General features: G+C 55.7%; 13 protein-coding genes. 8 read left to right on the top strand and 5 right to left on the bottom strand.

The features are described 5' to 3' along the window. The first annotated feature begins 88 nt into the window (after nucleotides 1-88). The 6 genes from pepP (at nucleotide 89) to gcvP (ending at nucleotide 8,471) form a co-directional block, all read left to right on the top strand. On the top strand, nucleotides 89-1,390 hold the full coding sequence (gene pepP / locus G506_RS0116020) for a Xaa-Pro aminopeptidase (RefSeq protein ID WP_028117756.1): 1,302 nt from the start codon (nucleotides 89-91) through the stop codon (nucleotides 1,388-1,390). Nucleotide 1,391: 1 nt separating this feature from the next. Next, entirely contained in the window at nucleotides 1,392-2,603 is a 1,212-nt protein-coding gene (gene ubiH, locus G506_RS0116015; RefSeq protein WP_028117755.1) for a 2-octaprenyl-6-methoxyphenyl hydroxylase, read from the top strand. A gap of 36 nt (nucleotides 2,604-2,639) precedes the next feature. Further along, complete coding sequence (locus tag G506_RS0116010) at nucleotides 2,640-3,848, top strand: FAD-dependent oxidoreductase (protein WP_028117754.1); 1,209 nt, start codon at nucleotides 2,640-2,642, stop codon at nucleotides 3,846-3,848. A 158-nt stretch (nucleotides 3,849-4,006) separates the two neighbouring features. Beyond that, nucleotides 4,007-5,101 (top strand): glycine cleavage system aminomethyltransferase GcvT, encoded by a 1,095-nt coding sequence (gene gcvT / locus G506_RS0116005; RefSeq protein ID WP_028117753.1) that lies wholly within the window; start codon nucleotides 4,007-4,009, stop codon nucleotides 5,099-5,101. Nucleotides 5,102-5,117: 16 nt separating this feature from the next. Next, nucleotides 5,118-5,504 (top strand): glycine cleavage system protein GcvH, encoded by a 387-nt coding sequence (gene gcvH, locus G506_RS0116000; protein WP_028117752.1) that lies wholly within the window; start codon nucleotides 5,118-5,120, stop codon nucleotides 5,502-5,504. Between the two features lie 96 nt (nucleotides 5,505-5,600). Continuing rightward, nucleotides 5,601-8,471: an aminomethyl-transferring glycine dehydrogenase gene (gene gcvP, locus G506_RS0115995; protein ID WP_028117751.1), complete on the top strand. Its 2,871-nt coding sequence runs from the start codon at nucleotides 5,601-5,603 to the stop codon at nucleotides 8,469-8,471. 72 nt (nucleotides 8,472-8,543) lie between these two features. Here gcvP and G506_RS0115990 read toward each other — a convergent pair whose 3' ends face one another. Next, complete coding sequence (locus G506_RS0115990) at nucleotides 8,544-9,083, bottom strand: DUF4124 domain-containing protein (protein ID WP_028117750.1); 540 nt, start codon at nucleotides 9,081-9,083, stop codon at nucleotides 8,544-8,546. Nucleotides 9,084-9,188: 105 nt separating this feature from the next. After that, nucleotides 9,189-9,887, bottom strand: coding sequence for an NAD(P)H-dependent oxidoreductase (locus tag G506_RS0115985; protein ID WP_028117749.1), 699 nt, complete (start codon nucleotides 9,885-9,887; stop codon nucleotides 9,189-9,191). A 120-nt stretch (nucleotides 9,888-10,007) separates the two neighbouring features. On the opposite strand from G506_RS0115985, the gene G506_RS0115980 reads away from it, so the two are divergent. Beyond that, complete coding sequence (locus G506_RS0115980; protein ID WP_028117748.1) at nucleotides 10,008-10,790, top strand: hypothetical protein; 783 nt, start codon at nucleotides 10,008-10,010, stop codon at nucleotides 10,788-10,790. 7 nt (nucleotides 10,791-10,797) lie between these two features. On the opposite strand, the gene G506_RS0115975 is transcribed toward G506_RS0115980, so the two are convergent. Continuing rightward, the gene (locus G506_RS0115975; RefSeq protein ID WP_028117747.1) at nucleotides 10,798-11,715 is read right to left on the bottom strand and encodes a LysR family transcriptional regulator; all 918 of its coding nucleotides are present in this window, start codon (nucleotides 11,713-11,715) and stop codon (nucleotides 10,798-10,800) included. Between the two features lie 97 nt (nucleotides 11,716-11,812). Here G506_RS0115975 and G506_RS0115970 point away from each other — a divergent pair, with 97 nt between their 5' ends. Continuing rightward, nucleotides 11,813-12,817 (top strand): zinc-binding alcohol dehydrogenase family protein, encoded by a 1,005-nt coding sequence (locus G506_RS0115970; protein WP_035387438.1) that lies wholly within the window; start codon nucleotides 11,813-11,815, stop codon nucleotides 12,815-12,817. Between the two features lie 56 nt (nucleotides 12,818-12,873). Here the strand turns inward: G506_RS0115970 and G506_RS0115965 are convergent, their stop codons facing one another. Both G506_RS0115965 and folE2 read right to left on the bottom strand, forming a co-directional pair. Then, nucleotides 12,874-13,800 carry a 2Fe-2S iron-sulfur cluster-binding protein gene (locus G506_RS0115965; RefSeq protein WP_028117745.1) on the bottom strand — a complete coding sequence of 309 codons (927 nt, stop codon included), beginning with the start codon at nucleotides 13,798-13,800 and terminating at the stop codon, nucleotides 12,874-12,876. A 187-nt stretch (nucleotides 13,801-13,987) separates the two neighbouring features. Next, nucleotides 13,988-14,938 (bottom strand): GTP cyclohydrolase FolE2, encoded by a 951-nt coding sequence (folE2, locus tag G506_RS0115960; protein ID WP_035387437.1) that lies wholly within the window; start codon nucleotides 14,936-14,938, stop codon nucleotides 13,988-13,990. Between the last annotated feature and the right edge of the window lie 167 nt (nucleotides 14,939-15,105).

Below are 15,105 nucleotides of genomic sequence, written 5' to 3'. Positions count from 1 at the left end.
ATAAGCGAGGGCGTTGATGGTGATCATCAACGCCCTTTGTTTTAGAGCTCCCGTACAACACCAACAACGATAACAAGGAAACGCTTTTATGGATTACGCCTTAGCCGCCAGTCATCGTCAGCAGTTGCTGGCACAAATGCCAGATAACAGCGTTGCGCTGGTTTATGGCCACAGTGAAGTGACCCGTTCCAACGACACCGAATACCGCTTCCGTCAGGATTCCGATCTGTTCTACCTGACCGGATTTAACGAGCCTGATTGCGTGCTGTTGCTGCGTAAAGGGCAATCGCCGGAGTCGATTCTGTTCCTGCGACCACGGGACGAACTGATGGAGATCTGGCACGGTCGTCGTCTTGGGGTCGAGCGCGCGCCGGCGGCACTGGGAATTGATGCCGCTTACTCGATCGATGACATTGCCACTGAGCTGCCAAAGCTGCTTAACGGTGCCGAGGTGCTGCTGCATCGCCTTGGCCACAGTGTTCGTGAAGATGCTTTGGTCTCTGGTGCCTTAACCAGTTTGCGCGGCGGTTTACGTCAAGGCTTAACCCCGATTGCCCAGGTGCAGGATCTGCGCACCGTGCTGCATGAGCTGCGGCTGCACAAATCCGCTGCCGAAATCGATATTTTGGCTAAGGCCTGTCAGATCAGCGCCGATGCCCATACCCGAGTGATGCAGCTTTGCCGTCCGGGGATGTTTGAATATCAACTGGAAGCCGAGCTGAAGCACTTTAGCGCCATGAACGGCGCGCTGGAGATGGGCTACGGCACCATCGTTGGCGGTGGCGACAATGCCTGCATCCTGCATTACACCGAGAACGACTGCGAGCTGAAAGACGGCGAGTTGGTGCTGATTGATGCCGGTGCCGAGTATCACGGTTACACCGGCGATATCACCCGTACTTTCCCAATCAACGGCAAATTCAGCGCCGAGCAAAAAGCGTTGTACCAGATTGTTCTTGATGCGGAAAAAGCGGCGATTGCGATGCTCAAACCCGGCACCACCATCAAGCAAGCGAATGACCGAGTGCTGGAAATTTTGGTCGGCGGTTTGGTTGACTTGGGGATTATGCAGGGCGAAGTCAGCGAGCTGATTGCAGCCGAAGCCTACAAAAAGTTTTACATGCATGGCCTTGGCCACTGGCTTGGCTTGGATGTGCACGACGTTGGCGACTACTACAGCCCAGATCGTACCCGTCCGCTGGCGAAAGGGATGGTACTGACCATTGAGCCAGGCCTATATATCGCCCCAGACGCCGAGGTTGATCCCAAGTGGCAAGGGATCGGCGTGCGCATCGAGGATAACATCCTGATCACCGCCGATGGCCATCTCAATCTTACCGCTGCGGTGGTGAAAGAGATCGCCGACATCGAAGCGCTGATGGCCAGCTAAGATGGCCAAGTCACCGAAGTTTGATGTGGTGATTGTCGGTGGTGCCATGGCGGGCGCCACCTTGGCGTTAGCCCTGTCGAGATTAACTGGCAACGACGGTCAGCCATTGGCGGTGGCGCTGGTGGAAGCTAACCCGAGCGCCGCGGCAGCGTCGCCGCAGGCCTCGGGGTTTGATGCCCGCTCGATTGCGCTGGCCAATGGCTCAGTGCAGATCTTGCAGCAGCTGGGGTTGTGGTCGCTGCTGGGTCATCACGGCGCCGCCATTGAGCGCATTGAGGTCTCCGATCGAGGCCACTTTGCTGGGCTGGCGATGACCGCCGCCGAGTATCAGCAGCCGTTTCTTGGCCAAGTGGTCGAGCTAGAGCGCCTTGGCCCGGCCCTGTGGCAACAGCTTGAGCACTCCTCGGTGCAGCTGTTTTGCCCCAATAAAGTTACCTCGATTGGCCAATTTGATGATCACATCGATGCTGAGCTGGATGACGGTCAACGGCTTTCAAGCCGGCTGCTGGTGGGGGCCGATGGTACCCAATCGCCGGTGCGGCAGTTGTTGGGACTGAATCTGGATAGCCACTGCTATGGCCAAAGCGCGATCATCGCCAATCTGCGCTTTAGCGATAGCCAAGCCCACAGCACCGCGTTTGAACGATTTACCAGTGAGGGGCCGTTGGCCTTGTTGCCGATGACCGAGCAGCGTTACTCCTTGGTGTGGGTACAAACTCCAGAACAAGCGGCGCGCCGGTTGCAGTTGGACGATGCCGGCTTTGCCATGGAACTGCAACGGGCCTTTGGCATGCGCCTTGGCACCATCGAGCAAGTAGGAGAGCGCAGCAGTTATCCATTAAGTTTGAGCCGCGCCGGACGGCTGTTTCACCATCGAGCGGTGTTGATCGGCAATGCCGCCCAAACCGTTCACCCGATCGCCGGGCAAGGTTTCAATTTAGGCCTGCGTGATGTGGCGGCGCTGCTGGCATCGATTCAGCAAGGCTTGGCCAACGACGTCGATATCGGCAGTTTTGCCCAGTTGCGCGCTTACGCCGACAGTCGCCAAACGGATCGTGCTGAGGTTCTCAGTCTTACCGATGGCTTGGTTCAGCTATTTTCAAATTCGGTGCCATTGATTGCGCTAGGCCGTAATGTCGGTTTGTTGTCGATGGCATTATTACCGCAATGGAAACAAAAGCTTGCTGCGCAAGCGATGGGTTGGAAACGCTAGCGTTTAGGCAACTCGCGAATAAATAGAAGGAAGACCATGGTCAGTACCGAATCGGTTGATATCGCCATCGTTGGCGGTGGCATGGTGGGGATGGCGACCGCCATCGGCTTGGCGCAAGCGGGTTATCAGGTGGCGGTGCTTGAACGACAAGCGCCAGAGCCGGTCAGTGGCGCGCCGCGGTTGCGGGTCAGCGCCATCAATCGCGCCAGCGAGCAATTGCTTAGCCAGCTTGGGGCATGGCAACGATTACCGGCGGACCGGCTGAGCCCCTATCAGGGGATGTCGGTATGGGATAAGGACAACCTGGCCCAGATCGACTTTGACGCCAGTGCGCTGCCGCAAACTGGGCTGATGGCGAGCGCCAATATCGGTCATATCATTGAAAACGATGCCATCGCCTACGCGCTGTGGCAGCAGGCGCAGAGCCTAAGCAACCTCAAGCTAGTGATCGCTGCGCCGCAAGCGGTGGCGTTCAGTGAACGCGATGCCTGGCTGACGCTGGATAACGGCAGCATGCTGACCGCCTCACTGCTGGTGGCCGCCGATGGTGCCAATTCGTGGTTGCGCCAGCAGTGCCAAATTCCACTGACGTTTGCCGATTATGGCCATCACGCGGTGGTGGCGACCATTCGTTGTCAGTTATCCCATCAGGGCATTGCTCGCCAAGTGTTTCTGCCGGACGGGCCGTTGGCGCTATTGCCACTGGCGGATCCGCATTTGTGTTCAATTGTTTGGTCGCAATCGCCCGAGTACGCGGAAGCGCGGATGGCATTGGATGAGACGGAGTTTAATCAACAGCTGAGCGTGGCCACCGAATCGCGGTTGGGTTCCCTGACGATCGAGTCAGAGCGGGTCAGCTTTCCGCTGATGATGCGTTACGCCCAAGATTTCGTTCGCCCTCGCTTGGCGCTGCTTGGCGATGCGGCCCATACCGTCCATCCATTGGCGGGGCAGGGGGTAAACCTTGGGTTTCGCGATGCGGCGGCACTGATTAAGTTGCTGGAAGAGGTCAAACAGAGCGATTGGGATATCGGCAGTGAACGGCTGTTGAAACGCTATGAGCGCTCGCAACAAGCGCAGGCTCAAGAGCTGATCGCCGCCATGGCTGGGTTTCAATGGTTGTTCGATGGTCAGCACCCGCTTAAGCAAGCGTTGCGCGGTGTTGGTATGAACTTGTTTGACCGCGCGGGACCAGTAAAACAGTGGCTGTTACAGCAAGCGCTCGGCACCGGCGGTCGTTGTTAAGCTGCAACGGCAGCCTGACAAAATCGCTGAAAATTGCGCCTGCGCAAAGTCTATACAGCAAAAGCGTGATCGGTATAATGCGCCGACATAATCGGACTGTGATCTTTCCCTAGTTTGGGGTTCAATCAAGTTCATCTCTTCATATCCAAGGAACTGATATGACGAACAAAACGCCGTTATTTGAGCAACATTTGGCAAGTAATGCCAAGATGGTCGATTTTCACGGGTGGCAGATGCCACTGCACTATGGCTCGCAATTGGATGAGCACCATCAAGTGCGTCGCGACGCCGGCATGTTTGATGTCTCGCACATGACCGTGGTCGATATTCAAGGGGCCGATGCCAAAGCCTTTTTGCAACGGGTGTTGGCCAACGATGTCGCCAAACTGACCTCTCCTGGCAAAGCCCTGTACGGTGGCATGCTCAATCACGACGGCGGAGTGATTGATGATCTGATCACCTACTACCTGTCTGACACCTTCTATCGGGTGGTGGTTAACTCCGCCACCCGCGAGCAAGATCTCGAATGGCTTGGCCTGCAGGCCGATGCCTTCGACATCACCATTACCGAGCAGCGCCAACTGGCGATGATCGCCGTTCAAGGCCCCAACGCCAAAGCCAAAGCCGCGCAGGTGTTTACCCCAGAGCAAAACCACGCCATTGCCGAGATGAAGCCATTTTTCGGGGTGCAAGCGGGGGATCTGTTTATCGCCACTACTGGTTATACCGGCGAAGCCGGCTACGAGATTATCCTCGCCGAAACCGAAGTGGCGGCGCTGTGGGATGCGCTGCTGGCGGCCGGGGTTAAACCGGCCGGCCTTGGCGCCCGCGACACCTTGCGGTTGGAAGCGGGGATGAACTTGTACGGTCAAGATATGGATCAAACCATCTCGCCGCTGGCGGCCAATATGGGTTGGACAGTGGCGTGGCAGCCAGAGGATCGCGACTTTATTGGCCGCGCCGCGCTGGAACAGCAGCGCGCCGAGGGCAGCGCCAAGTTGATTGGTTTGGTGCTGACCGCCAAAGGGGTACTGCGTGCGGGGATGCCAGTGTTTGTTAAAGACGACGCTGGCAACGAGCACCAAGGGGTGATCACCTCTGGAACATTTTCGCCAACTTTGGGCCACGCCATCGCCATGGCGCGTGTACCGTTTGCGGTCAGTGGTCGAATTGAAGTAGGCATTCGTAACAAACGCGTCGAGGTAGACGTCGTCAAGCCGTGCTTTGTGCGCAACGGCAAACCAGCGTTTTAATAAGGAACTTAAGGTTATGAGCAACATCCCAACCGAACTGAAATTCGCCGCCAGCCACGAATGGGTCCGCCCTGAGGGTGATGGGATCTACACCATCGGCATCTCTGAGCACGCGCAGGAACTGTTAGGCGACATGGTGTTTGTTGAATTGCCGGACGTCGGTGATGACGTCAATGCCGGTGAAGATTGCGCGGTGGCGGAATCGGTGAAAGCGGCATCGGACGTGTACAGCCCACTGACCGGCGAAATCGTCGCCATTAACGAAGAGCTGGAAGACGCGCCAGAGACCGTTAACAGCGATCCCTACGGTGACGGCTGGTTGTTTAAGGTCAAAGCCAGCGACGAAGCCGAATTGGCTAACCTGCTCAGCGGTGACGCCTACTTAGCCTCGATCGAAGACTGATCTGCCCATTGATGAAAGCCCCCATTAGAGGGGCTTTGTTGTTTTGTACGCCGTGGTTGCTGTAATGCTGCGGTGGTTGTTGAAGGATGCAACGTAATGACTACTCGAAGCCTCGCCCAGCTTGATCGTCGAGCTGAATTTATTCGCCGTCACATTGGCCCAAGCCTCGACGAACAGCAGCAGATGCTGAAAACCATCGGTGCCGATTCGCTGGAGGATCTGACCGCGCAAATCGTCCCAGAAGCGATCCGCCTAGATAGCCCGCTGGCGATTGGTGAGCCGATGTCGGAAGTGCACGCGCTCGAACGATTGCGCAATCTGGCCAAGCTTAATGAGGTGCGGAACAGTTTTATTGGCATGGGCTACTACGGCACTCGGGTGCCCCATGTGATCCAGCGTAACGTCTTGGAAAATCCCGGCTGGTATACCGCTTACACTCCATATCAGCCGGAAATTGCCCAAGGTCGTTTAGAAGCGATTTTGAACTTCCAGCAATTGTCGATGGACATGACCGGCATGGAACTGGCCTCGGCGTCGCTGCTGGATGAAGCGACCGCCGCGGCGGAAGCGATGGCGCTGGCCAAGCGTACCTCTAAGAACAAAAAGTCCGATCTGTTCTTTATCGCCGATGATGTGTTCCCACAAACCATCGATGTGGTGAAAACCCGCGCCGAGCAGCTGGGCTTGGAGATTGTGGTAGCACCAGTAACAGAGGCAACTGAGTACGACAGCTTTGGCGTGCTGGTGCAGTACCCGAACCAGTTTGGCGCCATTGAGGATTATCGGGCGCTGGCCGATGCGGTGCACGCCAACAAAGGCCTGCTGTGTGTCGCCACCGATCTGCTGGCGCTAACTCGCCTGCAGGCACCCGCACAATGGGGTGCCGACGTGGTGTTTGGCTCGGCTCAGCGATTCGGGGTGCCGATGGGCTTTGGTGGCCCGCACGCGGCGTTTTTTGCGACCCGTGATGCCTACAAGCGGTCAATGCCGGGGCGGATCATCGGTGTATCGAAAGACACCCGTGGCAAACCGGCGCTGCGGATGGCAATGCAAACCCGCGAGCAGCACATCCGCCGCGAGAAAGCCAACTCCAACATCTGTACCGCCCAGGTGCTGCTGGCCAATATGGCGTCGTTCTACGCGGTCTATCATGGCCCGCAGGGCTTAACGGCGATTGCCGAGCGCATTGAACGGTTGGTGGCGATTGTCGCCGCCGGTCTGAAAGCCAAAGGCATTACCCCACACAATCAAAACCACTTCGATACCCTAACGGTACCGGTCGCCAATAAAGAAGCGGTTCAGCAACGGGCTGACGAGGCGGGCATCAACCTGCGGATGGACCTTGATGGGGTGGTGATCTTAAGCCTTGATGAAACCCATAAAGCGCTGGATGTGGTGCTGCTGTGGGATGTGCTGTTAGGCAAAGATCACGGCCTAACGGTGGCCGATATGGAAGCGCAGGTGGCGATGCCACAGTACCCTGTGCGTGATACCGAATTTTTGACCCACGAGGTGTTTAATCGCTACCACAGCGAAACCGAGATGCTGCGTTATATCCGCAAACTCGAAGGTAAAGATCTGGCGCTCAATCACTCGATGATTTCGCTTGGCTCTTGCACCATGAAGCTTAACGCCACCGCCGAGATGATGCCGGTTAGCTGGCCGGAATTTGCCAATATGCACCCGTTCTGCCCAAGCGAGCAGGCCGAGGGCTACAAGCAGATGATCGATCAGTTGGCGGATTATCTGGTGGAGATCACCGGCTACGACGCGGTTTGTATGCAGCCGAACTCCGGCGCCCAAGGCGAGTACGCTGGGCTGGTGGCAATTAAGGAATACCAACAGTCGATTGGCGAAGGGCATCGCAATATCTGCCTGATCCCAAGCTCGGCCCACGGCACCAATCCGGCGTCGGCGATGCTAACCAGCCTGAAAGTGGTGGTGGTGGCTTGCGATGCATCGGGCAACGTTGATATGGTCGATCTCAAGGCCAAAGCCGAACTGCACCGGGATAACTTAAGCTGCGCGATGGTGACCTACCCATCGACCCACGGGGTTTATGAAGAGCAGATCAGCGAGATCTGCAATGTGGTCCACCAGCACGGCGGTCAGGTGTACATGGATGGCGCCAACATGAACGCCCAAGTCGGGGTCACCTCGCCGGGCTTTATTGGCTCCGATGTATCGCACCTGAACCTGCATAAAACCTTCGCCATTCCCCACGGCGGCGGTGGCCCAGGGATGGGACCGATTGGGGTGAAATCCCATCTGGCGCCGTTTGTTGCTGGCCACGCGGTGGTGAAAACCGGCCACGACAGTCAAAACAACGGTGCGGTCTCCGCCGCACCTTACGGCTCGGCGTCGATCTTGCCGATCAGCTGGATGTACACGGTGATGCTTGGCAGTCGCGGCCTGACCGAATCGACTCAAGTGGCCATGTTGAATGGCAACTACTTGGCGCACGAGTTGGGTAAGCACTATCCGGTGCTCTACACCGGCCGTAATAACCGGGTTGCCCACGAGTGCATCATCGATCTGCGACCACTGAAAGAGGCCACCGGCGTCACCGAGTTGGATATCGCCAAGCGTCTTAATGATTACGGCTTCCACGCCCCCACCATGAGTTTCCCAGTGGCGGGCACCTTGATGGTCGAGCCAACCGAATCGGAGTCTAAGGTCGAGTTGGATCGCTTTATCGAAGCGATGGTGATGATCCGCGCTGAGATTGATAAGGTCGGCAGCGGTGAGTGGCCTGCGGACAACAACCCGCTGCGCAACGCCCCGCACACCTTGGATGACATCGTTGATCCGGCCTTTGATAGCCGTCCTTACAGCCGCGAGCTGGCGGTCTACCCAACCGCCGCCACCCGCGACAACAAGTTCTGGCCAACGGTTAATCGCATCGATGACGTCTACGGCGACCGCAACCTGTTCTGCGCTTGCGTGCCAATTGGCGAATACCAGTAACGCTTTCCCATTAACCAAAGCGCGCTGTCAGTTGACGGCGCGTTTTTTTGTTTGGCTTTTGGGATCGCAGGGCTAGTTAAGCTGTTGCCAACTGGCGTTGCCTTCACAGCGACTGCGAACATCAGCACCATGCAGTCGTGAACTGAGTTTGACCCGTCGTGAGTCGCCGGGCTTTAGCACCAGCAGTTGGCGCTGCTTATCCCATTCGATAAAGCTGCGGGTGCCTTTGTTTTTAATGAAAAACTGGCTGCTGACGTTGACTCGGTAGCGGTGGGTGGGGCTGTAGTTGCTGATCATTACTGAGTAGACGGTGTTGTCGCCCTGCTTAAAGCAGTCGGCTTCATAGGCGGCGATATCCTGACTGAAACTGATCGTTCGGCTTGGGTTCGGTGTCGTTGGGTAGGTCGATGCTGCTCTGGGTGCCGAAGGCAGGTTACCGAGGGTGCTGCCGGGTTTGAGATTCACCTTGCCCTGCGACTTATCAAGCTGATTGCAAGGCTTATCCTGATAGTGGCTATCGCCCTGATCATCACAGCGATAGATGGCGGCAGAAAGTGGTGCCGATGTTAGTGCTAATAGGGCGATCAACAGGTTACGCGTAAGGTTATTCATTGTGCTAACCGAATTGTCTACGGGCAGCACCTATTAGCCCTCAAAGCCAGTTATAGGTCAACAACAACGCGCCGCAATGGCGCGCTGTTTTACCTGATGCGTTACTTAAAAATACTGCACCATCTGCGCTTGGTTGCGGCGGGTTTTGGCAAACGCCGGCTCATTGGCACGGTAGCCCAGCGCCAGCATCATTGCCGGTTGGTACAACGTTGGATCAACCCCGAAGTGCTGCTCCAATACCCCGACCGCCTTATCAATTTCAAAGCCTTCAATTGGGCAGGAATCGATCCCCAGCAGCGCGGCGACGGTCATCACATTGCCAGCGGCCAGATAGGCTTGTTTGCTGGACCAGTCGGTGATTTCGCGACGACTATTCAGATGGAAGTCGTGCTCTTGGAATTTCTGGAACGCTTGGTTCATAAACTCGACTACCTCTTCCGGCAGTTGCTTTACCTCGCGCATAAACTGCTGTTGGTAGGCGCTGTTGTGGCGTTGCAGTTGCTCGGTATGAGCCAAGAAAATCAAAAAGTGGCTGGCGCTGCCTAGCTGGCCTTGGGTGCCATGGAAGGCACCGCTGGCGCCCCAGCTAAAGTCGCGGAACAGTTCCCGTTTCTCCGGTGATTGCACCACCAGCAGTTGCCACGGCTCAAAGCCAAACGAGCTTGGCGACAGTCGCGCCGCTTCCAAAATGGTGTTGAAGTCGTCGTCGCTGATTTTGCGCTCGGCATCGAACAGTTTGGTGGCATGACGAAAGTTAAATGCCTCAATAATTTGTTGCTGTAACTGTGGATTAGACTGACTCACGATGATCCCTCGGTAACGATTAAGTCAGGGCAAGTTTAGCGCTTCAGCAGCGCGATGTGAGCCTGCATCCACCTGTGAGTTGCGTTACCATTTGCCGGTCTTGTTTTGCTTGGACTGACCGTGGAAGACCAACGTTATCGCCAACTTAGGCCGCTGTATGGGGCCGATTTTCACACCTGTTTTTACTGTGGTTGCTTGGCGACCGAGTTTGACTTTGCGCCGCCACAAGCCCATTGGCAGTCGTTTTTCGTGCGCCAAGCCAGCGCTGATAATTTGAAGTTGCCATGTTGCCGCGAATGCCGATTATTGCTCACCGGCTGCGCCATGGGGTTAGTCGAACAGCGCCGCGAGTGGTTGCAAACCAAACTCAGTGCCAAGTACGCCAAAGCGATCGGGGTCTATCTGAAATGGAACCACAATGAATTGGCGGAACTGGACTATGGCCTGCGCCACAGCATTGGTGCCGGGCTGGAGTTGGGGGAAGAAGCCCATCGCCGTGCTAATTATCAAGGCTACCCTTACGAAGTGGATGGTGCTGTGGTCGCCCAAGCTACCATCAAACCATTGCCAATCAGCGTGTTTGAGCAGCGCTTTGACACGCTTAAGCAGGCGCTGGTGGCGGTCAGCGAACAATACCGGATCCCTCAGGCCAAGTTGGTGGAAGCACTGGCGAAACACGACAACAACTTAGAGGCGGTGGTGCTGGCTCATCAGCAACAGCAAGCGGATCAGCTCGCTAAGCGTCAGTTGCAGCAGGCGTGTCGTCAGTTTGCCAAGCAACATGGCCAGTCCAGCCGCTACGTCACCAATTCGGTCGAGCGCTACCTAGATAAAGATCCCGAGCTTACGGTGGCTGAGGCGCTGGATAAACTGCTGAGTGAGCGGATTTTGCCGCGAGCTTAGTTGACGCTTAAGCCAGCTTAGCTATCCATTGCTGATGCTGTGTCAGCTTGTCGGTTAGAAAACGGTGTAAAGCTCTGATTGGTGGGGTTAGTTGTTGGCGCCCAGCACAAAGTAGAGTCAGTGGCACCACCGCGCTTTGCCACGGGGCGCAAAGTCTGACTAACCGACCATGATGAAGATCATCGGCGATATCGACAATCGACTTAAAGGCGATGCCGTGGCCGGCTAACGCCCAACGATGTACCAATTCGCCATCGTTGGCAATGCGGTTACCGTGAACCTGTAACGATAACTTGCGGTCACCATGTTGCAGTTGCCATAGGCTGAATGGGGCATCATCCAGTGAGAAACACAGGCAGTTGTGTTCAGTCAGTTGCTGTGGCGACTGCAGTAAGCCGTATTGGCTAACATAGTCCGGAGATGCACAGAGTACGCGAACGTTCTGATTATCGAGGCTTAACGCCACCATGTTTGATACTGGTGGCACGCCAAAGCGCAACATCAGATCAACCGGCTGTCGATAGAGGTCAGCAATCGAATCGCTTAGATGCAGTCGCAGTTGCAACTGTGGGTGCTGCTGTTGAAATTGGTCTAGCCACGGCGCTAAAAGTCGCCGGCCAAAGTCTGAGGGAGCCGACAATTGCAGCAGGCCCTGCAATTGATTGCTTTGATTGCGCAGCTGCGCACAGCCGTCGTCCAACAACATAAGTGCCTGATGAGCATGTTCGAGAAAACGCTCTCCTTGTAGGGTAAGTCGCAGCCGTCGAGTTGATCGTATCAATAGCGGCTGCCCCAGCTCTTGTTCCAGACGCTTGACTGCGGCACTGGCCACGGCTGGGGTGAGGTTAAGTGCTCGTGCGGCCGCCGAAAGACTCCCAAGGCGAGCGGTTTCCACGAAGATCCGTAAGTCTTGTAACGCTTTCATTTTCGCATTTCGTTTGAAACTGATTCTTGTGAAAGCTAGTTTTTCAGTCGTTATGCATAAAATAAAGTAGTAGCTTCACAAAAGCTGGAGCGAAATCATGAAAGCCGTTGCCTACCAACAAAGCCTGCCTGCTACCGAAATCAATGCCTTGCAAGACGTTGAACTACCCAAGCCACAAGCGCAAGGGCGCGATCTGCTGGTCGAGGTGAAAGCCATTTCGGTAAACCCGGTTGATACCAAAGTTCGTCAGCGAGTCAGCGTTGAGGGTGATCAGTGGAAGGTGCTCGGTTGGGATGCCGCTGGCGTGGTGGTCGAGGTGGGCCCAGAGGTCAGCGACTACAAGGTTGGCGATCAGGTGTTTTATGCTGGCGATCTGACCCGTCAAGGCAGTAACGCTGAATACCAACTGGTGGATGAACGGATCGTTGGCCGCAAACCGCAAAGCTTAAGTTTTGCTGAAGCGGCGGCGCTGCCACTGACCGCGATTACCGCCTATGAATTGTTGTTTGATCGCTTGAAGGTGGCGAGCGAGGCACCAAAGAAACTGCTGATCGTTGGCGCCGCTGGCGGGGTTGGTTCGATCATGGTGCAGTTGGCTAAACAGCTGACCCAATTGCAAGTGATCGGCACCGCCTCAAGAGCGGAATCGGTGCAGTGGCTGCAAGAGTTGGGCGCCGATAAGGTGATTAATCACCGCAAACCGCTAAGCGAAGAACTGGCGGCCATCGGTATCGATGAAGTGGATTACGTTGCCTCGTTGACCAACAGCGACGATCACTTAATCGAGATCGTTAAGGCGCTGAAACCGCAAGGTCAGTTCGGCTTGATTGACGATCCCGAGTCATTTGATATTCGTGCGTTGAAGCAGAAAAGCATCTCGCTGCACTGGGAGTTTATGTATACCCGTTCGATGTTTATCACCGACGATATGGCGGCTCAGCAGGCGCTATTGAACAAAGTCAGTGCGATGGTCGATGGCGGTCAATTGCGCACCACCGTTGGCGAGCACTACGGCCGCATTAATGCGGAAAATTTATTAAAAGCTCACCGCAAACTGGAAGCGCAGCAAGCGATTGGCAAGATCGTTTTGGAAGGTTTTTAACTCGCCAGTTAACGACTAGGTGATGCACAACGGGACGCTCAAGCGTCCCGTTTTTGTTAGCTGCGGCCAAAGCCTTCTAAGTGCAGGTGTTTACGGGCGACACCGGCGATAAAAAGTTGTCGCGCCAGTGGTTCTAGCAGTGGTGCTTGGCCGGCCAAAAAGGCTTGGCTGTGATGTAATTCGCTGTTGGTTGGCAGCCAGTCGTTGATACGGCTAGCCATGCTATCCAGCGGCAGTAGCTGTACATCGAGATTCGGATGTTGCTGCGCCAGAGTTCGCAGTGGTTGTTGCAGATAGCAGCTGGCGCCGCGGTAAAAATGGATTAAGCGAATGTCGGCCTGATGGCCTTGTTGCAGCGCGTGCTGCGCTAGCCCATACAGCGGCGCTAAACCGGTATGCACGCCAATCAGCAGCAATGGTTGGCGGGGGCTGGTTGGGTCGTATACGCACTGTCCTTGGGCGTGGGAAATTAATAACTCGGCACCATCGCTTAGCGTGAATAACTGCTGGCATAGATCGCTGCTGAGGCGATGTTCGATATGCAGCTCAATGTAGCTTTGCTTTGGTGGCACGCTGGCGATGGAAAAGCGTCGCTGGCGGCCATTCACGTCCAGTTGGATCGATTGTCCGGGAATAAACGGAATCGGCGAGGAGAGGCGCAGTTGTAAAACGTCGTCGGCAAGCCATTCGGCGGCCAGTTTGCGGGCCGGAAAGCGACAAGCGCGTTGTGGCAAATCGATGCTCAGATCTTGTTGTGGATGACATTGACAAGCGAGCATCATCCCCAGTTGTTTTTGCTGCGGGGTAAGCCCCAGTTGGGCTTTAGGCTCAGGCGAGCCTTTAAGCACTTGCACCATGCAAGATTGGCAAACGCCACTGCGACAACTGTGCGGTACCGGCGCGCCGGCATCCAATAATCCTTGCAGCAGATTGTCGCCGTCTTTAAGCGCATAGCATTGCTGTTGGTATTCAATAATTGGCATCGAACACAATCAGTTAACCATTATTGCGGTAATCATGGGAAAGGGCGGCGGGAATTGCAATGTTTGCCGAAAACCAGAAAAGCAGTTGCTTGTTGTTAGTGATTAGTTGTCAGTAAGAGCTAAAGCCGCAGAACATCACCAACAACAAAGGGCTCCGAAGAGCCCTTTGCGTCACATCAGCGATCAATCAGTTGATGGCGCCGTAGCCGCCGTCGACGCCTTTGGTGGCGATCGCCACGGCGTCGTGGGCGTGCAGACTTTCCAGGTGGTTTACCTGCAGCCAGAAATCCAGCAGCTGTGGTTGCTGTTCCAGCGCGTATTTAACTCGGCGAGCCGCGTCTTCAACGAACATCAGGTTCTGGCCGTTTAGACGGGCGAACTCTTGCTCATCTTCGCGTTTCACGGTCGCTTGCACTGGGGTCTGCAGGGCGTCTTCCACCGCAGCCACAATGGCAGCAATTGGCAGCGTCTGCTGGCTGTTGTCCAGTTTCACTTTGACCTGAGCAATCGAGCGCTGGCTGTGTGGGGTGGCGACTACACCCTGGCTGGTGCCTAGCCACTGCTTCACTTGTTCGGCGCTCACTTGCTGTTCGCCGTGGAAGTGGTGTTCGAAGGCGTCCTGGATCAGCTGTCGAGCCAGAGCTGCGGAGCATGGGCAAGTGGAGGAGTAGGCGATATTAACCTGCATCTCGATGCTGATTTGGCCAGCCTTGATGCGACCGGTAACCACCACCGGATAGTTACGCCAGCCATAGTTGTCGGACAACAGGGCTTTAGCGCGCAGATGGTAGTCAAATGCCAAGCGGATAAAGGCTTCATCAGACAAGTCTTGATGGCTTTGCAGAAATTCCTGCAGCAGCGCCGTCAGGCTGTTCAGGTCCAAGACCTGTTCTACCGACAGTTTATCCAAGGCCACGTACAAGCGGGACATGTGGATCCCTTTGGCATGGGCTTTTGGAAGGTTTACATAAGCTTCAGCACGGGCGCTAACGGTGCGCGGTGCTTGATCATCGGCGGCCACTTGCAGCGGCAGCTCGATTTGGCTCATGCCTACCCAATCCAACGTGCCACTGATTTGGGCTTGGCTGCTGCGCGCCACGTCCGGCATCGCGGTGGGTAGAGTTGGGTTTTCTGTCATTGTTACTACCATCAAACTTCGTTAATGGGCGGCAGTATACCACGGGCTAGAGGGGCGCTCATGGGGAAAAACCGAATGAGTTAGTAGGATTTATCAAAGCGTGTGCTAGGGCGCATTCGCTGGCGATAATGGTATTGCGGTTGGCAAAAAAGACGGTGGCATCACAG

Source organism: Ferrimonas senticii DSM 18821, from assembly GCF_000422665.1.
GTDB lineage: Bacteria > Pseudomonadota > Gammaproteobacteria > Enterobacterales > Shewanellaceae > Ferrimonas > Ferrimonas senticii.
The sequence above is the reverse complement of the archived record's forward strand: the minus strand, read 5'-3'. Positions and strand labels throughout refer to the sequence as shown.

What these genes read in the sequence shown, in the direction of transcription:
- G506_RS0115990 (WP_028117750.1), bottom strand. Translation starts at nt 9,083, where the DNA reads ATGAATAACCTTACGCGTAACCTGTTGATCGCCCTATTAGCACTAACA.
- pepP (WP_028117756.1), top strand. Translation starts at nt 89, where the DNA reads ATGGATTACGCCTTAGCCGCCAGTCATCGTCAGCAGTTGCTGGCACAA.
- ubiH (WP_028117755.1), top strand. Translation starts at nt 1,392, where the DNA reads ATGGCCAAGTCACCGAAGTTTGATGTGGTGATTGTCGGTGGTGCCATG.
- G506_RS0115970 (WP_035387438.1), top strand. Translation starts at nt 11,813, where the DNA reads ATGAAAGCCGTTGCCTACCAACAAAGCCTGCCTGCTACCGAAATCAAT.
- folE2 (WP_035387437.1), bottom strand. Translation starts at nt 14,938, where the DNA reads ATGACAGAAAACCCAACTCTACCCACCGCGATGCCGGACGTGGCGCGC.
- gcvH (WP_028117752.1), top strand. Translation starts at nt 5,118, where the DNA reads ATGAGCAACATCCCAACCGAACTGAAATTCGCCGCCAGCCACGAATGG.
- G506_RS0115965 (WP_028117745.1), bottom strand. Translation starts at nt 13,800, where the DNA reads ATGCCAATTATTGAATACCAACAGCAATGCTATGCGCTTAAAGACGGC.
- G506_RS0116010 (WP_028117754.1), top strand. Translation starts at nt 2,640, where the DNA reads ATGGTCAGTACCGAATCGGTTGATATCGCCATCGTTGGCGGTGGCATG.
- G506_RS0115975 (WP_028117747.1), bottom strand. Translation starts at nt 11,715, where the DNA reads ATGAAAGCGTTACAAGACTTACGGATCTTCGTGGAAACCGCTCGCCTT.
- gcvP (WP_028117751.1), top strand. Translation starts at nt 5,601, where the DNA reads ATGACTACTCGAAGCCTCGCCCAGCTTGATCGTCGAGCTGAATTTATT.
- gcvT (WP_028117753.1), top strand. Translation starts at nt 4,007, where the DNA reads ATGACGAACAAAACGCCGTTATTTGAGCAACATTTGGCAAGTAATGCC.